Origin of the sequence: Rhodococcus sp. PAMC28707, assembly GCF_004795915.1 — a bacterium.
GTDB lineage: Bacteria > Actinomycetota > Actinomycetes > Mycobacteriales > Mycobacteriaceae > Rhodococcoides.
On the sequence record NZ_CP039253.1, the window covers coordinates 1,688,411 to 1,708,576 of the forward strand.

13 protein-coding genes are annotated in these 20,166 nt (G+C 56.0%); 1 reads left to right on the forward strand and 12 read right to left on the reverse strand.

Going from position 1 to position 20,166, the window contains the following annotated elements:
- Positions 1-336: 336 nt before the first annotated feature.
- From E5720_RS07615 to E5720_RS07655, 8 genes are all read right to left on the reverse strand, one after another.
- Positions 337-1,326 (reverse strand): nitroreductase family protein, encoded by a 990-nt coding sequence (locus E5720_RS07615; protein WP_168708300.1) that lies wholly within the window; start codon positions 1,324-1,326, stop codon positions 337-339.
- 78 nt (positions 1,327-1,404) lie between these two features.
- Positions 1,405-2,517: a polysaccharide pyruvyl transferase family protein gene (locus tag E5720_RS07620; protein ID WP_136170155.1), complete on the reverse strand. Its 1,113-nt coding sequence runs from the start codon at positions 2,515-2,517 to the stop codon at positions 1,405-1,407.
- Positions 2,514-3,887, reverse strand: a complete 1,374-nt coding sequence (locus E5720_RS07625; RefSeq protein WP_168708301.1) for a flippase — start codon at positions 3,885-3,887, stop codon at positions 2,514-2,516. Before E5720_RS07625 ends, E5720_RS07620 begins: the two co-directional genes overlap by 4 nt.
- Before the next feature lie 1,152 nt (positions 3,888-5,039).
- The gene (locus E5720_RS21610; protein WP_168708302.1) at positions 5,040-5,798 is read right to left on the reverse strand and encodes an O-antigen ligase family protein; all 759 of its coding nucleotides are present in this window, start codon (positions 5,796-5,798) and stop codon (positions 5,040-5,042) included.
- A gap of 700 nt (positions 5,799-6,498) precedes the next feature.
- Entirely contained in the window at positions 6,499-7,467 is a 969-nt protein-coding gene (locus E5720_RS07640; protein WP_136170159.1) for a GDP-L-fucose synthase, read from the reverse strand.
- Positions 7,464-8,495 (reverse strand): GDP-mannose 4,6-dehydratase, encoded by a 1,032-nt coding sequence (gmd, locus tag E5720_RS07645; protein ID WP_136170160.1) that lies wholly within the window; start codon positions 8,493-8,495, stop codon positions 7,464-7,466. The genes E5720_RS07640 and gmd overlap by 4 nt, the downstream gene beginning before the upstream one ends.
- Before the next feature lie 85 nt (positions 8,496-8,580).
- Positions 8,581-10,023, reverse strand: a complete 1,443-nt coding sequence (locus tag E5720_RS07650; RefSeq protein WP_136172516.1) for a sugar transferase — start codon at positions 10,021-10,023, stop codon at positions 8,581-8,583.
- A 677-nt stretch (positions 10,024-10,700) separates the two neighbouring features.
- Entirely contained in the window at positions 10,701-12,020 is a 1,320-nt protein-coding gene (locus tag E5720_RS07655) for a UDP-glucose/GDP-mannose dehydrogenase family protein (protein ID WP_136170161.1), read from the reverse strand.
- A 1,288-nt stretch (positions 12,021-13,308) separates the two neighbouring features.
- On the opposite strand from E5720_RS07655, the gene E5720_RS07660 reads away from it, so the two are divergent.
- Positions 13,309-13,593, forward strand: coding sequence for a hypothetical protein (locus tag E5720_RS07660; protein ID WP_136170162.1), 285 nt, complete (start codon positions 13,309-13,311; stop codon positions 13,591-13,593).
- Here the strand turns inward: E5720_RS07660 and E5720_RS07665 are convergent.
- From E5720_RS07665 to E5720_RS07680, 4 genes are read right to left on the reverse strand one after another with little or no spacing between them, the layout of a single operon-like run.
- Positions 13,566-15,251, reverse strand: a complete 1,686-nt coding sequence (locus E5720_RS07665) for a hypothetical protein (RefSeq protein ID WP_136176621.1) — start codon at positions 15,249-15,251, stop codon at positions 13,566-13,568. The two genes, E5720_RS07660 and E5720_RS07665, sit on opposite strands and share 28 nt — an antisense overlap.
- The gene (locus E5720_RS07670) at positions 15,251-17,239 is read right to left on the reverse strand and encodes a hypothetical protein (protein ID WP_136170164.1); all 1,989 of its coding nucleotides are present in this window, start codon (positions 17,237-17,239) and stop codon (positions 15,251-15,253) included. The genes E5720_RS07665 and E5720_RS07670 overlap by 1 nt, the downstream gene beginning before the upstream one ends.
- Complete coding sequence (locus tag E5720_RS07675) at positions 17,236-18,639, reverse strand: glycosyltransferase family 2 protein (RefSeq protein WP_136170165.1); 1,404 nt, start codon at positions 18,637-18,639, stop codon at positions 17,236-17,238. Before E5720_RS07675 ends, E5720_RS07670 begins: the two co-directional genes overlap by 4 nt.
- Positions 18,632-20,128, reverse strand: a complete 1,497-nt coding sequence (locus E5720_RS07680) for a hypothetical protein (protein ID WP_136170166.1) — start codon at positions 20,126-20,128, stop codon at positions 18,632-18,634. Before E5720_RS07680 ends, E5720_RS07675 begins: the two co-directional genes overlap by 8 nt.
- Positions 20,129-20,166 lie beyond the last annotated feature (38 nt).

The following is a 20,166-nucleotide window of genomic DNA, read 5'->3' on the forward strand; positions in this document are numbered from 1 at the left end:
CAAACAGCGACGGCCCCCTGACCCTACCAACAGCTGCGGGATTAATCGATACACGCTTTAGCAGCCATGCGACCGGTGACCCATCAGCTAGGTTGATTCCCGGACCATTCAGTAAAGCGCAATACTCAGGGTCTGATGCAGCCATTGCTACGCAATATGCGTTCGATAGCCGAATAGCCACCCCAACCTTCGCGATCGCAAGCTCCTTGACCAAGTTTGCGGCCGACTCCATATTAAATTGGTCGAATGCAACCTTACCCACTGGTATTCTCTCTAGCAATGGCTTATAAAATTCAGACACGATAACGCTCCCAATCCAAATGAGTAAAAGTAAGGCTAGTTCGACGATCGGATATCGTTATACTGACGAATGAGACCCAATGGACGTTTTCGCGATGAGGGCACCTCGCCTAGAGGGTCCGCGTACCCAATTGCAACCAACATTATCGCGGACTCGTAGGCTTTAATATTTAACGCCTCCCTAAGCTGAGAGTCGCGAAACGCTACGTCCGGCCAATTTATGCAGCAAGTAGCCAAACCTTCAACTTCAAGCGCCAGGATAAATGACATAGCAGCGAGAGACGCATCTATGTAAATAAGGTGACGATCACGTTCCTCGGAGAACGCAGATAAATCGCCGATAAACACTGCAAGGCACGGGATATTCTCAGAATACCCAGCCGTACCACCGGGTATCTTCGAAACTACTGAAACGAGTTCTCGGTCATCGAGCAACACAATACGATACGGCTGGCGATTACAAGCAGACGGCGATTCAGAAGCTGCAAAACTTGCACGGTCAAGCGCTTCCCGCGGAACCGTCTTATCTAGAAACCACCGCACGGAGCTACGGGCGAAAAGTAGCCGCTGAAAATCAATTGGGTCGATAGTCGAGACCGATATACTTCCAACTGAAAACGGAGATGACCGGGAGTCCACGAACCTGTCGAGGGCGGACTCGTCGAAACGGGCCTCGAAGGTCTTCCGCGCCCGTGAAATAGGCAGACTTGAATCAGATGACACCGCCGAAAAATAGGACGCCAAGACTGACACAAACCAATTGAACTCCTCCGAGGAATTGTCAAATTCACTCAAAGCTAGATGATCAAATGCGGCGACGGTCTCTTCAATGTAAGCCTCAGCAAATACCGGCCTCCTCGGTCGCATCACAAGACCCTTTTCGATCATATGAATATGCCGCCGGAGGGAATACAGTTCGGCAGATTCTTTTCGCTGCTCCATATGATGAACTTGACCGGCACGGAAGGACGCTATTTCACGACCAAACGACCAGATGGTAACTACACGGTATGCCCATCCAGCCATACCTCCATTTCCCCGCACGAAATCTCGTGTGAGCGAAAGCCAGTTTTTAAGCATTACAATTCCCTTCAATCACTGCCATCACATCCGGAGCGTTTCGTCTACTTCATCCCACATGCGAACAACACCAGCAGCAAGAACTTGCTTTCTTGCCAAGAGTCTTTCATTTATATCACTAGCCGACTCAGCTATAGCGACAGCCGTAACAGTCTCTTGCAAGTCATATGGCGACGCCAGTAGTTCGGGAACACCAAAATCCTTAGCTAAGTGTTCATACTTGTGACTCCAGCCATGTATCACAGTGGGCACACCCTGAGATAGTGCGCTTACCGTTGCGTGGAAACGACCACTAACTACAAGTTTTGCGGAACCAAGTATCCATTTTGACTCCAGGCCGTCAAAACCATCTATCACCGACAGGGAAAGTCCACGCTCGGCGAGTGCAGAGAATATTTCGCGATCCTTACCTGTGTCGTGGACTAGGCCAATAACTGGCCTATTGATTGAATTCGCATCCTGGATAATCTTCGCTAAAACGTCCAGATAGCGACCACCGTCGCCCCTCGAAACAATATTGGTATTTGGCACTATCACGATCGACGAACCCCAGTCCTGTGGCACCGCCTTAGGCCGCCTTCCTTTTAGGGTGACCGTGAAATCTGATGAAACCTTCACATTCGCCGTCGAAAACGAGTCAAGTTCTTGGAGATACGCAAAGGACTCGGGATCGCGCGCGTAAATCAATTTTGACGATCCCAGAACCGTCTCTGCAGCCGACTTGGTCCTGTGTAGCGGACCAAATGCTTGTGGCAAAATAACAACTGGGACGCCACGATCGGCAAAGAATCGAAACCTATTGGCTCGAGCGTCTAAACGAGCATGCGACCACTGATCACCAAATGCGAATCCTGAAGCATCAACAACACCATCGATATCTTTGTAAGTGTGAAAAGGAAGCTTACTACGCAACCCGAAAGGCAGACGATCAGCCATAAGCGAGCGGAAAGCCAGCAACTCGTCGATCGAAATAAGTGTGCCTAATCCCTCGCTTCGTTTCTGAACCCTGGAACCCCAGCGAATATCGATAACAGGTTGGCCGATATTTCGCCGGCGAATTTCATCTGCCGCAGCAACCAACATCATATAGGCGCCTTGATTCTGAAAATTCACGCCTGTTAGAAGTATCTGTTTCATTTACGTTCCTCCATTACTCGTGAACGGGCCCAACTGCGCAGAACCCTACGCACTGGAAAAACTACGGGATAAACCATCGCATATGTCATTGCCGAAGCCATCTCGCGCGACCGGCGGGTAAAGAAGAAGCTAATATAGTTCGCAAAGATATACGACCACAAGTAGGCAAAGCCGGCACCCAGTGCACCATACTTTGGTGCAAAAATGGCGATAAGAACGATATTAACGACCAACGCAAGTGCATTCCTCCATGTCGATAGCATCAAGAGATTCTCCGCAACCAACCACTTACTAAGCACCGCACCCATGAATATGAAAGGTAAAGTTACGACAGTGAGCTGCAGGACCGGAACAGAAGAATTATAACCATCGCCGTAGACTATCGGTATTAGGATCGGCGCCAGCAATACACCGACAACACACAACACTAAACCCGCAGAAAACGCTAGCCGCAATGATCGATCGACTTCGGACAAATATTGTTTGGATCTAGGTCCGTACGTAGCTCTTGTTTTCAAAAGTCGGGGGAAGCTTGCCGTCGTCACCACAACTGGCAAAACGAACGCGAATTCGGTCAAACGAGAGGCGGCCGCAAATCGTGCTACTTCACTTTTATCGCTAAAGTGCTCAAGAAGAACCACACCCAAGCGCATGTTCATCTGCGTAAGCAATCCCGATAGCAAAAGAAGCCACGACATTTTTAAGAGGTCTAAGGTAGAAGAACCGCCTACGCTTTTCCAGTAGACCCTTAAGCTTGAACGCCTGTTGTAGATCCATGAAATGACGGACAGCAACAGCGACTCAGCTACTATGCTCCACATGATTGTTAGCAAGTTGACGCCCAAATAGATCAGGACTATGCGAATCCCGATCATAATCGCTAGTATTGATCCTCTCAGTAGTACGAAGGACGCAACTTTTTCGTGTGCTTGATACCAGAATTCTAGGGCGTCAGATGCTCTGAATAAGAGGCTGATTGCTGCGACAGCGGTCAAAACAGCAGCATCTCCGCCAAACCCTCCAAGAAATGAAATCGAAATAACACCGATCATACCAATGCAAGCAAACGTCTCGCGAAGGAATACGATCGACCGCATACTGGCGCTGGCCGAGTACTGACTCTTTAGATTTTGAGCGGTTATTTCTCGAATCGCAAGGCCAGAGAGTCCGGCTGTCATCACTGCGGTTGCCATTGCCACTAGAGCTAGGACATAGCTAAGCGTTGCAAAATCATCTACGCTCATTTTACGAGCCACGAAGATTGCAGTAAGGGCCGGCGATAGCATGGACATGACTTGCCCAAACAATAAGTACGCTGCGTTCCCAACTAGCTTTCTTCCACGAATGAGCGTGTGTGTTTTATCTGTCATCAGTGTCCGCAAATCGTTTATATATGTCCTCAAGCTGTGAGCCATTTATCGCGGTAGTGTAATTACTAACATATACATTTCGACAGTGCGCGGAAAGTGCACTGAAGTCATGTGCATCCATCGACAATACTTCAGAAGCAGTTTCTACCCACACTTCGAAACGGTCCGTCGAGAGCGAGTATCGAGCGTTCACCATGGCAGCTATCTCCGCAAGCCCCCCACGATCTCCCACTATTGGGAGAGCACCCATGCTGAGCGCCTCCACTGCAACTCGGCCGAATGGTTCGATCCATTTAGACGGTGCAATTACAATCCTCGACGCGGACATCAGTTCCAGGACTCGCGAATTGTCAAGGCGTTTGTGCCAAACGACATTTCCCGACCTCGCCTGTACGGACGCAAACACCTCGCTTTCAGGCCCCTCTCCTACTACGGTGAATGTAGTTTCTGGCATCGATTCAATCATGGACAAAAGGATGTCAACGCCCTTATGTGCCTCTAAACGCCCTACATAAAGAATCCCAGACCGCTGGAGATTCGTACCGTTATGCGCCTGGACTGCATTTGGCTTGACAACAACAGGTATTCCAGGAACCAACGAATGGGATAGCTCGGTACCGACTGCTGAACTAACGGCGATGTAAGCGCGTGGAGGGTATCGAAGTTCAGCCATCATTTCGTGACGACCATAAACTAGTGCCACCCCGGACTGTAGACTTGAATTCCTGTAACACCCTCGAATTACGCCCGGAAAAGCACTGCCCGCTGTCTGACACGATGTGCATATCTTGCCATCACGAAATAGATTGGCTGACAGGCACCGTTTTCGAAAATTCCTTAGTGTTCTAAACCAAGGGACACTCGCATGGTGCAGCGCATCGATTGCCCCTGCTCCTAGCAGTGGGAAAAGGTTCTGGGCGTGAACCAGATCGGGCTGAAACTGATCGATAGCACCCCGAACTAGTTCGAATGAGAATTTGGGGGTCGTGGCTCGTTGTAGACCGCGGAGCTTGCCGAGTTGCTTTAGTTCAGTATTTGAAACAGTAAGCAACTTAACTTCGTGCCCGCGTTCCCTGAGCGCTGCAACCTCCGACCCGACGCTATGCGTCTCGCCTCCTACTTGCTGATAGTCATTGTGCAGCATCAGTATTTTCAAGTCGCGCCCTTAGGGGAGTGGTCATCTTGATCTAGGATTGCGGTCTGATCCGATGAATTTATCCTGAGATACCCAATCAGTATTCCGACCGACCAAAAGAACGGTATTGCTCCGAACGGAGATTCCAGCGTCACTCCAAAAGCTGCAGTAGGAATCACCGCGATCACGACTGCAGAAGCCAGTACTCCAAGTTCCTCCGATAGAATTTCACGGCGCTTAAGAAAAATAACTACCAGAGCGACAACAACCAGTGCGACGATAATCGCAAGCCCCACAAAACCCAGGCGGGCGTAGGTTCCTATGAAGTAGTTGTGCGGACTACGGACGCCCGAGTCTGCTGCCAGCGGCCCGAGCAAGAGCCTCGCAGCGCCCGAGTCTCTCATAAAGTCGCTGCCAAAGCCCGTGCCAAACACCGATCTGTCCCACTTCTCGGCTGTATATGCTACAACCGCGGACCAAGCGTTTTGCCGTGCCTCGGTAGTTCCTTGAGCGCTGGCATATCCCTCGCGGGTAGGGCTTGCTAGGGCAGGCCAAAAGGTTGAGACTAGTCGCGATACCGCCGGAAGTTTCAAGAGGGTATCGAATGAGAGAATTGCTACAACTGGAGTAAGTAGAGCGGCGAGTGCAATCACTATCGATTCTGAAGCATTCTTCCTTATTATCCAGACTATAATTAGGCCGCACAGCACTGTAGCAATGAGGCCCGCGCGAGAGGATATCAGCATGACATCAATCAAAGAAATCCCACCGACCACGAAATATATTAGTCTGCGAGTTCGGGCCCAACGATATATTGCTACACATGTGGTTACACCTAGAATCGCACTGTCTATATCCTCTCTAGGCTGAAACAGCCTAACTCCGCTACTTATACTCGGTAACATGTCAGGCAGGTTTGGAGCGACGACGGCCAGAGAAACCCACGACAAATGAACTAACAACGCTACCCAGATTAGGTGTGCAGTTCTATCTCGCTGTTGTCTGTCAGACCGTGCCATGCTGACGGCTGCTATGAGACCTAGCCCTGCGTATAGGTATGGGGCGAAGTCGCGAAACGTATTAAATTTGTACGATTCACTCGCTATGAGCCGAATAGTGGCCCATGCCGGTAGAGACAAGAGTAATATAACCTGGACGGGGGTTAGGCGTATATACGCTGGCCTTAGAGGATATTTTCGTATCGTACATATTCTCCAAACAGCGGTAAGCACCAATAGGTCTGTAATGAAAACCGGAGCCGCCCCTATATATGAACCCCACTTGGTCGTTGCGAGCATATATACCGCTGCAACTGTGCCCACCAGATACCTGGGAGACGATTGAGAAAGGTCGACTGACGCCCAACGGGCCCTTCGGTCAGAGGGTGCGTCTGTGGAATACATAAATGGGCGTTCTCTTTCTTCATTTTTGTGTCAACCAACCGTCGCGGTAGTGGCACTAAGAAGTTACTGCAGGTTACGTTCGGATAGCACTTTGATGGGACCTGTACCAATCGACCGTAGATTCGATGCCTTGCTTAAGGTGTATCTTGGATTCCCAACCCGCATGCCTTAGTTTCGATACGTCAAGAAGTTTCTGAGGCGTGCCGTCGGGCTTTGTGTCATCCCAGACAGTCTCCCCGCCGTAGCCGACAGCTTCGGCAACCATCCCCGCGATCTGTTTAATCGTGGCGTCCCTCCCTGTGCCGATATTGACCTGTTCTGGGCCATCATAATTTTCAAGTAGATGTATGCATGCCGCGGCCATATCATCGACATGAAGAAACTCTCGCCGTGGCGATCCAGTCCCCCAGTTAATTACCTTGTCGATGCCGGATTGATGAGACTCGTCGTAACGTCTGATCAACGCGGGAAGGACGTGTGAAGTTTCGGGAGAGAAATTGTCGCCGGGGCCGTAGAGGTTCGTAGGCATCGCAGAAATCCAAGGCATTCCGTATTGCTTACGCACTGACTGCACCTGAAGAATGCCTGCGATTTTTGCGATTGCGTAGGCGTCATTAGTCGGCTCCAAATGTCCGGTGAGTAAATATTCCTCTTTAATCGGCTGCGGAGACAATTTGGGATAAATACAAGAGGAGCCAAGAAACAATACGCGTTCGACTCTTTGAGCCAGAGCGGCATCGAGGACATTTACTTGAATTTGAAGGTTTTCCGATAAAAAGTCGACGGGATACTTACTATTTGCAAATATTCCTCCGACCTTAGCTGCGGCAAGGACCACGGTCGTAGGCCTGGCGTCTGCGAAAAAGTCGAAGACTGCGCTACGGTCCTTAAGATCTAACTCAGACGAAGACTTCCCAAGGAGGTTACTGAAGCCCGATTCCTTGAGGTGACGCCAAATTGCAGATCCGACCAGTCCGCGGTGCCCAGCTACATAGAACGGCTCGCCGCGATCTAACGGTCTCGGTACGTAAAGATCTTTCATACCACTGACGCCCAATCCGGCAGAGCGGGTCGGTCGATCCACGGCCTTCCCTCGTGTTCGAGAGCCGCGATGTCTGCATCAACCATTATTCTCGCGAGCTCTGGTGTGTGGACTGTCGCCTTCCATCCGAGCTTGGCCTCAGCTTTACCTGCGTCGCCAACCAGGGCATCGACTTCGGTCGGACGTAGGTAGCGATCATCGAATTTTACGTGCTTCTCCCAGTCGAGGCCGGCATGCTCAAAGGCCACAACAAGGAAATCCTTCACAGAAAATCTGCCGCCTGTCGCAAGGACAAAATCATCTGGTTCATCGGCCTGGAGCATCCGCCACATGCCCTCTGCGTACTCCGGGGCGTAGCCCCAGTCACGTATGGCGTCAAGGTTGCCCATGTATACGTGCTCTTCTATGCCTGCTTTTATCCGCGCAACAGCGCGGGTTATCTTGCGGGTGACAAAGGTTTCGCCACGTCGGGGTGACTCATGGTTGAAAAGGATTCCGTTCACCGCGAATATTCCATAAGCTTCGCGGTAGTTTTTGGTCACCCAATACGCATAGACCTTGGCCGCGCCGTAGGGCGAGCGTGGGTAGAACGGCGTCTCTTCACTCTGCGGAGGCGGAGTGGCGCCGAACATTTCAGAACTAGATGCCTGGTAGAAACGGCATTGTAGACCAGCTAGCCGTACTGCTTCGAGCAATCGGATCGACCCGATTCCGGTGGTGTTGCCGGTGTGCTCGGGCTCGTCGAAGCTCACCCGCACGTGAGATTGTGCGCCGAGGTTGTATACCTCGTCTGGCTGAATTTCCGTTAGCAGTGTCACAAGGCGAGCACCATCGCTCAGGTCGCCATAATGGAGGAAGAGCCTGGCGTCCTTGTCGTGCGGGTCCTGGTAGAGATGATCGATACGAGATGTGTTAAACGTGGAAGATCGACGAATGAGCCCATGAACCTCGTAGCCTTTGCTGAGCAGCAATTCGGCGAGGTAGGAACCGTCTTGGCCGGTAATTCCCGTAATTAGAGCGCGTTTCATATTATTCTCCATAAAGGCGTTGATTCTGAATTGGATTCAGATGTTCGGACATAGCTCTTCCCCGACAAAACAAGAATGCTCCCGACTAGTACGCGCCATCACTTCCTGCCACGGCTTTCACTGTCTTCGCAATGATGAGCAGGTCACCCACCATCGACCAGTTTTCTACATAAGAAAGATCAAGTCGCACAGTCTCTTCCCAGGAAAGGTCGGATCGACCACTTACCTGCCAAAGCCCAGTGATGCCCGGCTTAACCAGCAGTCGGCGGCGAACCTCTCCGTCATAGGTTTCCACTTCGCGACGAAGCGGCGGCCGAGGGCCAACCACGCTCATCTCACGCCGGAGCACGTTCAAGAACTGTGGCAGTTCATCGATGCTGAACTTCCTCATGAACTTGCCGACCTTGGTGACGCGGGGATCCTCACGCATCTTGAACAACACACCGCCAGAACTCTCGTTCTGGGCGAGTAGCGTATCCACCTGTGTGTCAGCATTCTGAACCATGCTGCGAAACTTGATCATCGGGAAAGGTCTGCCGTTCATACCCATTCGCTCCGACTTGTAGAACACCGGCCCACGGCTCGTTGCCTTCACTGCAATTGCCGTCGCCAACAAAATCGGCGCGATCAAAACAAGGACCACTGTGGCGAAGATAAAGTCGAACGCGGTCTTGCTGAAACGAGTCGCGCCGTTGTACTGGGGCTTCTCCACGTGAATAAGCGGGAATCCGGCGACCGGTCGCATGACCAATCGTGGGCCCGCAACGTCGACAACACCGGGAGCGACCACGAGGTCGACGTTCTTCTTCTCCAGGTCCCACACCATCTTGCGGATGCCTTTAGTACCAAGGTGCTCAGTAGCAGTTACGGCAACAGTGTCTGCGCCTGAAGCCTCTATCGCCTCAATGACGCTGTGCTCATCCCCAAGCACTGGAATCTCGTAGCCATCAACGATCGCGGCATCACGCTTGGGTTCGAAGCCCGGCAGACACATACCGACCACGCTGTAGCCCGCCGCAGGAGAACGCTCGAATTGCTTGGCCATCGAGACTGCGGCCTTGCGGCTACCGACGATCAGCACGGCGGTCTGGTACTTGCCCTTGGCACGCTTTGCGGCGACTCCCTTACGCCAGACCCAGCGGCTGACCAGAAGACACAACAGTCCTACCGGGAACGCGATGGCGAGATAGAGCCGCGCGATGTCAATCTTGAAGAGGAGAGACAGGATCGCGATGACACCGAAGAGTCGGAAGGTGGCCGAAACGATTCGGCGGTATTCCTCGGCACCATTTCCGATCACTCTCGTCGATCGGGTGCGGAAAATGGCGAGAAATGCAATCCAGAGGCCCGCGAGACCGACGGAGACTCCCGTGTAGCTCAGCATTGCTGTCGTGGCGTTCTGAAGTTCACCGAACCGGATCAACTGTGCCAGCGCAACGGCAGCTATGACAACAAGGATGTCGGTAACTCGGAGTCTGTCAATGTACTGGTGCTCCCACACACGGCGAGAGGTCAATCGGCGTACCATCCACGCCTGCTTGCCCAGCGATCCTGTGTGCGAAGTCTGCTGCACTGATCCCAGCGTTGCCACCGACTCCCCTCCTAACGGTACTTCGACAGCCTTGGGGACGACTGTCAACGATTGCCTGCGAACCCCGACGATTCATATACGCAATGACATGAAGGCACTTACTGCAACCCGATCTACTCGCGCATTCAAATTTTCGCACGTTGCCTGAAAATCAACTCTTCAAGTGAGTCAAATCACAGTTTAATTACGCGGTCTAATTGGCTTACCATACCCACTACTCAGAGCGCGAGCGTAGCGAGTCTAGAAGCCCGTACACACCACTAATCGAACGCGCACTGGGCGTTGTTACACCCACGCGAACGGTCTGCCCTGACCAGCAATCCTGCAGTGTGACAAACAGATTGCAGCATCAAAATCGGCTTCCCTGCACTGTGCAACATCCTGCACGACGCGAAGGAAACAGGCAGTCAACCCACACCTCATGTATAAATTTTCTATTATGCGAAACATTGATTGTGGCGCTGAACGTTTTATTAACGGTCACTATGCCCGTTTCCAGATGGTGCAAACGAGAGACCGTCGCCGATTCATTCAATTGAACGACATAAGATCTTTTGGCCCCCGATAGATATTATCGCGACTGTTAAATCGCTATAAACAATGCGGGTTTCGCTTTACGGGCGCCCAAGCCCGCGGTAGGTCCATCCAGCATTGCGCCACTCCACCGGGTCGAGGCAGTTTCGTCCATCAATCAAGGTTTTCGCCCGAACCACACTGTCGAGATCCTTGGGCTTCAGCGCCTTGAACTCTTTCCACTCCGTCAACACCAACACCACGTCTGCGCCTTCGCACGCTTCGAGCGCTGAGGTGCTGTAACCGAGTGTCGGAAACAGGGCTCGTGAGTTGTCCATCGCCTTCGGGTCGTACACGTTGACCGCAGCACCCTGTAGCTGGATCTGACCAGCGACATTGAGGGCCGGGGAGTCGCGCACGTCGTCGGAATCAGGCTTGAAAGCGGCCCCGAGCACCGCGACCCTTGCTCCTAGCAGGGACCCGCAGGCTTCTCGAGCCAGCTCGACCATGCGGGTGCGTCGACGCATGTTGATGTTGTCGACCTCGCGCAAGAACGTCAACGCCTGGTCAGCACCCAATTCACCGGCTCTGGCCATGAAAGCGCGGATATCCTTGGGTAAACAACCGCCACCGAAACCGATGCCGGCGTTGAGGAACTTACGGCCGATGCGGTCATCATGACCGATGGCATCTGCCAGCACTGTCACATCGGCACCTGAGGCTTCGCAGACCTCGGCGATCGCGTTGATGAATGAAATCTTGGTAGCAAGGAAGGCGTTGGCCGAGGCCTTGACCAGCTCGGCCGTCGCCAGGTCGGTGACAAGGAAAGGAATCTGCTCCTCGAGCAGCTGCGCATACACCTCACGCGCCAATTCCTCAGCGCGTCCGAGCCGCGCCTTGTCCACGCCCAGCACCAGACGGTCTGGATGCAGGGTGTCCTTGACTGCGTAGCCCTCACGGAGGAACTCCGGGTTCCACGCCACCTCGACCTCTTCGCCCGCCGGCGCGAGTTCACGGGCTCGTGTCGCGAGCCTGGCAGCGGTCCCGACCGGGACCGTCGACTTACCGAAGATGACTGCAGGCTTGGTGAGCAGTGGCGCGAGCTGCTCGATGACCGCGTCGACATAAATCATGTCGGCAGCGAACTCACCCTTCTTCTGCGGTGTGCCGACACCAAGGAAGTGGACCTCGGCGAACTCAGCAGCCTCTTCGTAGGAGGAGGTGAACTTCAGACGCCCTGCCGCGATGTTGCGCTGGAGAACCTCTTCGAGCCCAGGCTCATAGAACGGCACCTCGCCGGCCTCGAGCTTGGCAAGCTTGGCAGGGTCGACGTCGACACCAAGGACCTCATGCCCCAACTCCGCCATACACGCCGCATGGGTCGCACCGAGATAGCCGGTTCCGAACACGGTAATTCGCATGGTGGAGTCTTCCTATTTCTGAGGCCGAATGTGAATCGCGATCAGTGTGAACGCGAATTCGAGCGCATGTCGTCAACGACTAGCTATTGCTCTCGCACATACTAAGGGCCCGGTGTGACAAAGTGCGCGCCGGAACGACCACTTCCAATTGGCCAGGCGCTACGCAACCGACACCGTGTGTTACCGCGAGATCACCAGCGGGGCAACGGGTCAGAATCGATAACACAACCGGGCATCTCACAGGTTTCAGCCGTCGTTCAATTGAATGAATTCGGTTAAAAATTCAGTCCCAGTATTTACATGTAATAAAAGTCACATACTCAGAAAAGGTTTCTCCCAATACCCATGGTTTGCCGTGTAACCACTCACTGCAGCGCGATCGTAGACATGACTACCGCCTGACGTACCCGGGATGGCTCCAGAAATCGGCCAAGGAAAGCATTGTCGACACATATCCGTTCAGTTCGATTGCAACAATCGTGCAATCGATCAAATCCCCTGTTTAGTCGCGGCGGCGTAGGAGTTGTGACGAGTGGGCGCAGCGCGAGGGGTCCCAGACGGCATCAGCACTTCCAGCACGTGATCGGCGAGGGATTCAACCGACCTTTTGCGAAAGGGGTGTAATCCGTCCACGTTAACCAACAACGAGCAGCGCGCAGGCAGTGGTCAACACGGTCACGACATCACAGGGGTTGAGGCATCAATGAACTGCAGAGATACGTGCACCGGGGCTTCTATACACGGACACACTGATCTTCGACGACCCCTCTGACGGCCGAACGCTCACACTTCATTGCCGTTGCAAGTCGAGCGGGTTCCACCTGACCTGCACGGCCCCTTCAAGGACTCGGTTCAGCGCAGGCTCATTGCGAGCATGCCGGCCGCTACGATCCCGCCACCGGCGAGCCCAATGTAGACGTCGATCATGCGGGGCCTGAGGAAGACGCTACGTCTGCGGACTTTGTACATAAGAAGTCATCATGCCGCTGATTCAGCCTTGAACCAAGTCATTCGACCGACTTATTCTCCAGAAACCATGCGACCGTTGACTTTGGACGGCTGGACACCGCTCCGATTCTCCACCCCCACTCGTAGATCCCTTGCCTGGCGGTGAGGCGATTCAGGGGTACTACCGAAGCCCATCCGACACCCAGATGCCTTCACCGGCAAACGGAAACCGCGCCCCAGCATCGAGACCGATCAGACAGCGTCTTTTCGCCTGTGTTTGAAGTCTAAACAACCTCAGGGTATCTTTTGGGAACACTTAACAGTCCAGGAGATATTCGCGATGGATACGAACAGCGACGCAACTGCCGTACCGCACCGATGGGGTATCAACAGCTCGGTAGCCGGCGTCCTGCTCCACTCTCGACGGGTCGTACCCCTGCTCGCCGGTGCGCTCGTGTTGGCCGTACTCGTTTTGGCAACGCACCCTCTATCGGACTTGTCGCCGCTCGCTTGGGTGGCGTTGATCGCTGTGGCACCGTTGACCGTAGTTCTTGTTCGCCAGATCCAAGCCGCATGCGTGGACCACTTCGCCGACCGTCAACCGCCGGCTGCGTTCACCGAATAGATTCGCCAGCGGATCATGCCGCCCGGGCCCACCACGCTCATCTCGCGAGTACTGATTCCCGCGCCGTCGCCCCACAAAGTGGGATACCGAGTGTTGATGGCATCCATGCCTCCGTCCGCCACGGGATCGGAGACCAAGATGTACCGGATGCCGCTCACTGCGGGGTCGTTGAGAACCTCGAAGAAGTCGAAGTCGCTGGTGATCACAAATTGGTCCGGGCGGTTCGACGATAGCCAGATTCCCCAACTCTGGAAGCTATCCGAAAGCACCGATCCTTCTGGCAGATTCTGCCGATCCAGCCACTCGGCGATCGCCCGGTCGTCCTGGAACAGTTGGAAGTAGTACTCCTGGTCCATCGGATGCGTCGAAGGCGACACGATCGACCGCAAGCCGAACTGCACACTCTGATTCCCCACTGCCGGGTTCAACATCGATATCCAGGTGACCGGAATGGACGTCACCGCGACGGCGAGCATGGCCACACCGGGCAGATGCCGAGCCCATCCCGACGCCCCGCGCGCGCTCACTGTTACCGGTGACCACCATGTCAAAATCGTGATGACCACAAGCGGAATGACGAAGATGTAGAACCTGAACCACCCGAAGGTGGTACCTGTGATCTGAGCAGCGGCCTGAAAGATGATCACCGCACCGAACAAGGCGGTAGGGACGAACGAGTCGAGTCGTCGTTGTCGTTGTGCGACAACAGCTGCAATAGCCAACACCACGAGCAGCAATGGCTGCATGCCGAAGATTCGAGCGAGAATCTCGCCACCGGCAGCGGCCAGGTCTACACCGCTTCCGCCTTGGTTCACCGCAGCCACCGCTACCTGCGAGGAATTTCCGTAGGGGGAGGTGATCTGCGAAATCGCCTCCCCGGTCAAGACCCACCCGGCAACTGCCCAGACCACGAACGCTGCCGCCGCGGGCAACCCCACGATCACCCCGTCGTGCAGCGCTGTCCCCAGAGCCCCCTTGTTTCCGGCGGTACCCCGATAGCGCAACCAGGTCACCAGAAATACTCCTACGACTGCTGCTGCCGCCACGCTGAGCGCGTCGTAACGCACCAGATAGCTCAGTCCGATCGCGAAACCCGCCCACGCCAAATCGAGCACGTCGTGAGTAGTCATCCACAACAGCAGGCGTCGAACAGCAACGACGACGAAGAAGATGAACGCGGCCTCGCTCAACCCCGTCGCGCCGTACTCGATGATCATGGGATTGAGCGCGAAGGTGGCCACGGCGAGCCATCTCCATACCCGAGGCACGTTCCGGTCCAACGCAATACGTCGAACGGCCACCACCGCGAGCGCCATGAATACCGCACTCTGCACCACCCCGGCCAAACCCAGCGTCTTCATTTCCGGCCACACCGGAGTCAGCAACAGCAACGGGATCTCGACGACGCTGGGGAGCGGATTCCACACGAACCCGATAGCACCCAGATGCGGGTCACGACTGAAAATTGTGTAGCCCGCATTGGCCACTCGGGAAGGACCGTCGCCGTCGATCAGGTTGTATGTCGAAGCCAGCAGGTAGCCGACGACGCTGTAGAGCACCGCACACGGGAGGAACAGTGCATAGGTCCAGACACGCTCGTGCCGTGCAGGTTCAGCGATGATCGGGGTCTCGGATCGCCGAGCGTCCGTCACCGTCACTACCGGGACGCCGCTCGTTTACGACGTCGATCCATCCACAACCCGGCCACCATCACGGCCGCAGCGACAACCAAAGCCGACGCTCCGATCCAGAGCCACGTCACCCACCCGCGCTCCGGCCCTGACACTGCCCCTGCCGGTCCATCGCTCACCACTGTCATCGGCGCAGCCTCACCGCCGACACCAGCAGCGACGACGTCACCGGACAGATCCGCCCAACTTCCACCGGCAGTAGCTCGGTCGAGGACCGCCCCGACCAGCGACCACTCCCCCGTCGTCGTGATTGCTACGACGGTCCGCTCGCCTTCCGCAAAAACCTGCAGAGACCCGATTCCGCCGTCGACGTCCATGGTCAGGCCTTGATCGGTCGAGATCTTCACCGCCCCATCGGCGACGGACAGCGGCGCCGATATCCCCGCAGCGCCGAGCGAGTCCGCATCGGCAACGAGCAGCGCTCCCATGCCGCTCCCGACGACCTCGTCCATCGGTGCAACTATCGGCCTCATGGTCGTATTCGCGGTGGTCTGCATCGACGTCACCACGCGTGTTGCGTAGGACAATCCCAGCACGCCGTTCGCTTCGGGGTCCTGCTCGTCGAACGCGACCTGGAAGGTGGGCATGAGGCTGGTGGGAAGGGATTTGAAGCCGCCGGTGCCGCCGCTACTACCGGACACCGTGACCGTCGACTCCGGGTCGATCGCAAACTGGATCGGAGCAGTGAACTGCGAGCACCCGGCATTCGGGCTGTAGGTCAGGGCGACATTCAGACCGACGGTGCGGGCTATTGCCCCGCCGGCGACGGAGAACGTCGTGTCCACTCGGCCGGACGAATCCAGCTCTTGCGCATGCATCACCTGCCCGCCCGCAGAAATGGTGGCAGTGGCGGTGGCGTCGGACACCGGGGTGTAATCGGCCATCAGATGCACCTCCATGCTGCCGGGCTGAGTCAGCCCGAAGGAACTGGAGTCGAAGCCCGAAAACAGTTGCGAAGAGCCGAGAACCGACGTCGATGCGACGGCGCCGAGCTGCTCGAAGGTCAACGTATCGGTACCCAGAATCTCATCGGCTTCCAGATTGGTCACCGTTGCGGACCGGACCTGAACAATTCGGTCGAGGCCGGCAGTGAACACCCCGACCTGATCGGCCAGCGACGCACCGGTTCCGCTGAGAACGAGAACGGACCCCGCGCCGGCGTCGGCGATACTGGCCGCAGCCTCGGCGGATTCACGCACCACGACCGAGCGGGTCAGCCCACTACCACCGGCAGGGACGGGCGCTGTCCGGCTCAACGGCAGTACCGAAATCTGCACGGGAATGGAGCCGTACCGATGCACCAAGGCTGCAGCCAGAGTCAACACACTCTCTCTCTCGGCAGTCGTCGGTTCCGGGTCCACGAACACCTCCACCGCATCGAGCACCGAGGGAAGGAACTCATCGACGGTTTCCGGGACCTGTTCTGCAGCAGTGAAACTGACCGCAAGGTCCGCCGCGGTCAGCCGTTGCGGCGCACCACACACCGCACTCGAACGGTCGAGCGGCCTGACGGTCATCCGCAGTGTCGCCACACCGGCAGCTACATCGACGGCCGCACCCGCGAGATCTATCGAGAACGGAGTCACACGCTGACCCGACTCGATATCCGGAATGTCCGCGGAACCGAGAAAACGACCGTCAGCCGAGGTGACCTCGAGATATCCCCGTCCGAGTTCGACGGGAGAGCGCAACTGACCGGTCAAGGCGAGCATCGAGCTCCCAGCCGGAACGGGCACCTGCACAGCCTGTTCCACGTCAGCGGCGTCGAAGACGATCTCGGATCCGAGACCCAACGACGGCCAATTCAGAACCAATGACTCACCGTCCTGATCCTCGATCGACCCGGAGGGCTGGGCATCGACGGTCGACGCGAATCCCACCGTCGACAGCGAAAGCACCAGCCCTACAACGAGCCCTGAGCAGGCCACTCTCACTCGACCAAAGATCGCGTTCACTTGTTTCCCTCACCATTGTTCGACAGGCCATGAACAGTTTTTTCCCAATACGAAGCACGGAAGAAGAGTTGAAATAGCCCCTTGACCGCCGCGAGACCCTGCATAACCCAGTACGCGGGCACGGTCAGCGCGGCGAGGAGAAGATACGGTTTCTCGGTTGCCCGCGTAGAGACCAGCCCCAACATCAGGGTGACGACGTTCCCCAGGGTGAAGAGCAGCAGCGAGATGTAGTAGATCGCGCCGGGTAGGAGCGTCTCCAGGATCGCCGGATGCCCGACGTACCAGAACAAGACGCTGCACCAGAAGATCAAGTTGATCACGTTGCTCAACGGCATCCCCAGCGTGGTGTTCGCAAACCGCAGGGTCGCAACAGGACCTATCTCCCGCACCAGTTTCCGCGGGGAGCGAAAGTGCACCAGAAAGGTCTGCAAGTAGCCCTTGTACCACCGCGAACGCTGGCGGATCCAATTGACCGGATCACTGTTTGCTTCCTCGAGCGTCACCGAGTCCATCAGTGCCGTCCGGTAACCGTGGCGCGCCAAGCGGACTCCCAAGTCGGCATCCTCGGTCACATTGAAGGAGTCCCATCCACCCAGCTCTCGCCACACACTGCTCCTGAAGTGATTCGACGTCCCACCGAGCGGGATGACGCATCCGCGTCGAGCAAGTGCGGGAAGCATGTAGGTGAACCACTGGTCGTACTCCATGGCGAACCACTTGGTCAATATATTTTGCTTCTCGTTGAAGTAACCGAGACGAGCCTGAATGCATGCCACTTCGGGCGGCGACTCGGCGAACATGACTGCCGCTCTGCGTAATTGAAGCGGATCAGGAATGTCCTCGGCGTCGTAGATGGTGGCATACTCACTGCGTTCCAACCCGAGCGACATCCCGTAGTTGCAGGCCTTCGGTTTCGTTCGGGGCTCGCTCGGTGGCACCAATACCGGAGTGACCCCGTCCATCCGTCCTTCCTCGAACGCCTCGATAGTGGCAGAGTCGTCTGCTTCGAGCAGCAACAAAATGTCCAACTTCTCGCGCGGGTAGTTCAACCGGCCGACGCCGTCCATCAGCGTCCGAACGATCTCGGGTTCGTCGAATACCGGAAGCAGAACTGTGTAATGGGGTAACTCGTCATCGGGGACAGACAGAGCCCTCGCGTCGGATACGCGCACGGCAACGCTCTTGGTCATACCGAGATGCAGCAGGTACGTCTTGTCGATAGTGGACGCCAGGTAATAGAGGTTGACGACGACGACGACGACGGTGAGTGTCTTGTCGGTCGCCAACACCAGTGACGTCGACAGCACCAACGCACACGCGAGCAGCCCGATCACCTGGCCACGTGTGAATGTCACTGCCGCTGACCATTGCGCAGGCAACGCTTGGGTGTAATCAGTCATCGACGGAACCGCTCGACAGGATCGAGTCGAGCGTGCCCACCAGGGCGTCCATGTACTTCTCCTGGTCCGAATCCCAGTCGGCGCTGCCCTGTTGGCGAGCCAACCAGTCGATCGGTCCCAGTACGGTTCCCTCGAACGTAGGCATCTCCGGCCGAGGAACGTTGCGTGGATCATCCGCACGCTTCGACATCATCAGATACACGCGCTGGAACACCTTGCTCTCGTCGGCGGACTGTGTCTTCCACGTCCACGCCAACGCTGCCCACAGTGGCTCATCCGGAGTGCTGACCTGATCGGAGCCGTTCTGCGAACCCGTAACTACGACACCATGATCCAACTCGGCGAACCTCTCCTTCACACGGGCCGGCGGATTCGACGCGTACCAGATCGAACCTCGGAAGCTGGAGAGAACACCCGCTGATCGGGCGGTGAACACGTCGAGAAACATCACTCGCTCAGGATCTCCGGCGACGTCCAACTCGTACCGGACTACCGAGCCGCCGGGGCCCAGAATTGCCGGCCCCCAATCGAACCGTTCCTGCTCACTCACGGTGAAACTGTTCGAATCCGCAAGGCTGTCGAGCCAATCGGTCGGGGCGGTCGCCATGCCCGATTCGCGCACCCTCGAAGCAGGAGCGGGAAGAACCGCAAGCGCAAGCAAGGCCACCAGACCCAGCACGAACACCGAAATCAACGACCGCTGAGGCAAATCCAAATACGCCGCCGACGAATGAACGCCGGGACGAAAGAACGCGTACGCGGCCGCACAGGACGACGTCACGATGGACGGAACCACCAGACCCGCGGTACTCGACAGCGGTGTCAACGCCACCGCGCCGAGAACGGTGCACACCGCCACAGCGCACGACAACCTCCAGCGCACCGGCCGACGCACCATCGCAAACCACACGGCAAGAGCATTGAGACCAGCGACGACGAGGCTGAACACCATGGGGGTGCCGCCGAAGTACGCAGCAGTGAGCACTACCGTCCCCGGGAAGCAGAACGCCGTGAACAGAAGTACGCGCCAGCCGCGAAACGCCCGTCTGATACCGAAATTGAGAATGCATCCGCAGAAGACCACCGCGAAAATCGGCACGAGCTCGATATGCCACAGCGTCGCACTCGCCAATAATCGAGGAATCGCCATATACGCGCATCCAATCGCCACCACGCATATCACCAGCGCTGCGATCCAGTCCAATTCTTTGTCATCGATGACACGCCCCTGGCTGACCTGACCGACTCCGTACCCGATCATCACCACCCACATCGGCAACAGAACCAGATAGAGCGTGGGCGCACCGTCGACCACTGCAAAAAAGTTAGCAGAAATCACTGGTGCGAACGCGATAGCCGTCGTCCCCGCAGTGAGCAGAAAACGACCGGCAAGGGTGAATTGCCTAGGAGCACGGACACTTCGGGAGATCCGCATACGAAGAGCCTCTTCGTCGACTGCCTGGACGCGAGATGTACGCTCCGACGTCATCGACGTATCCCACTAGCCGCGACCGACATCGCGCCTCC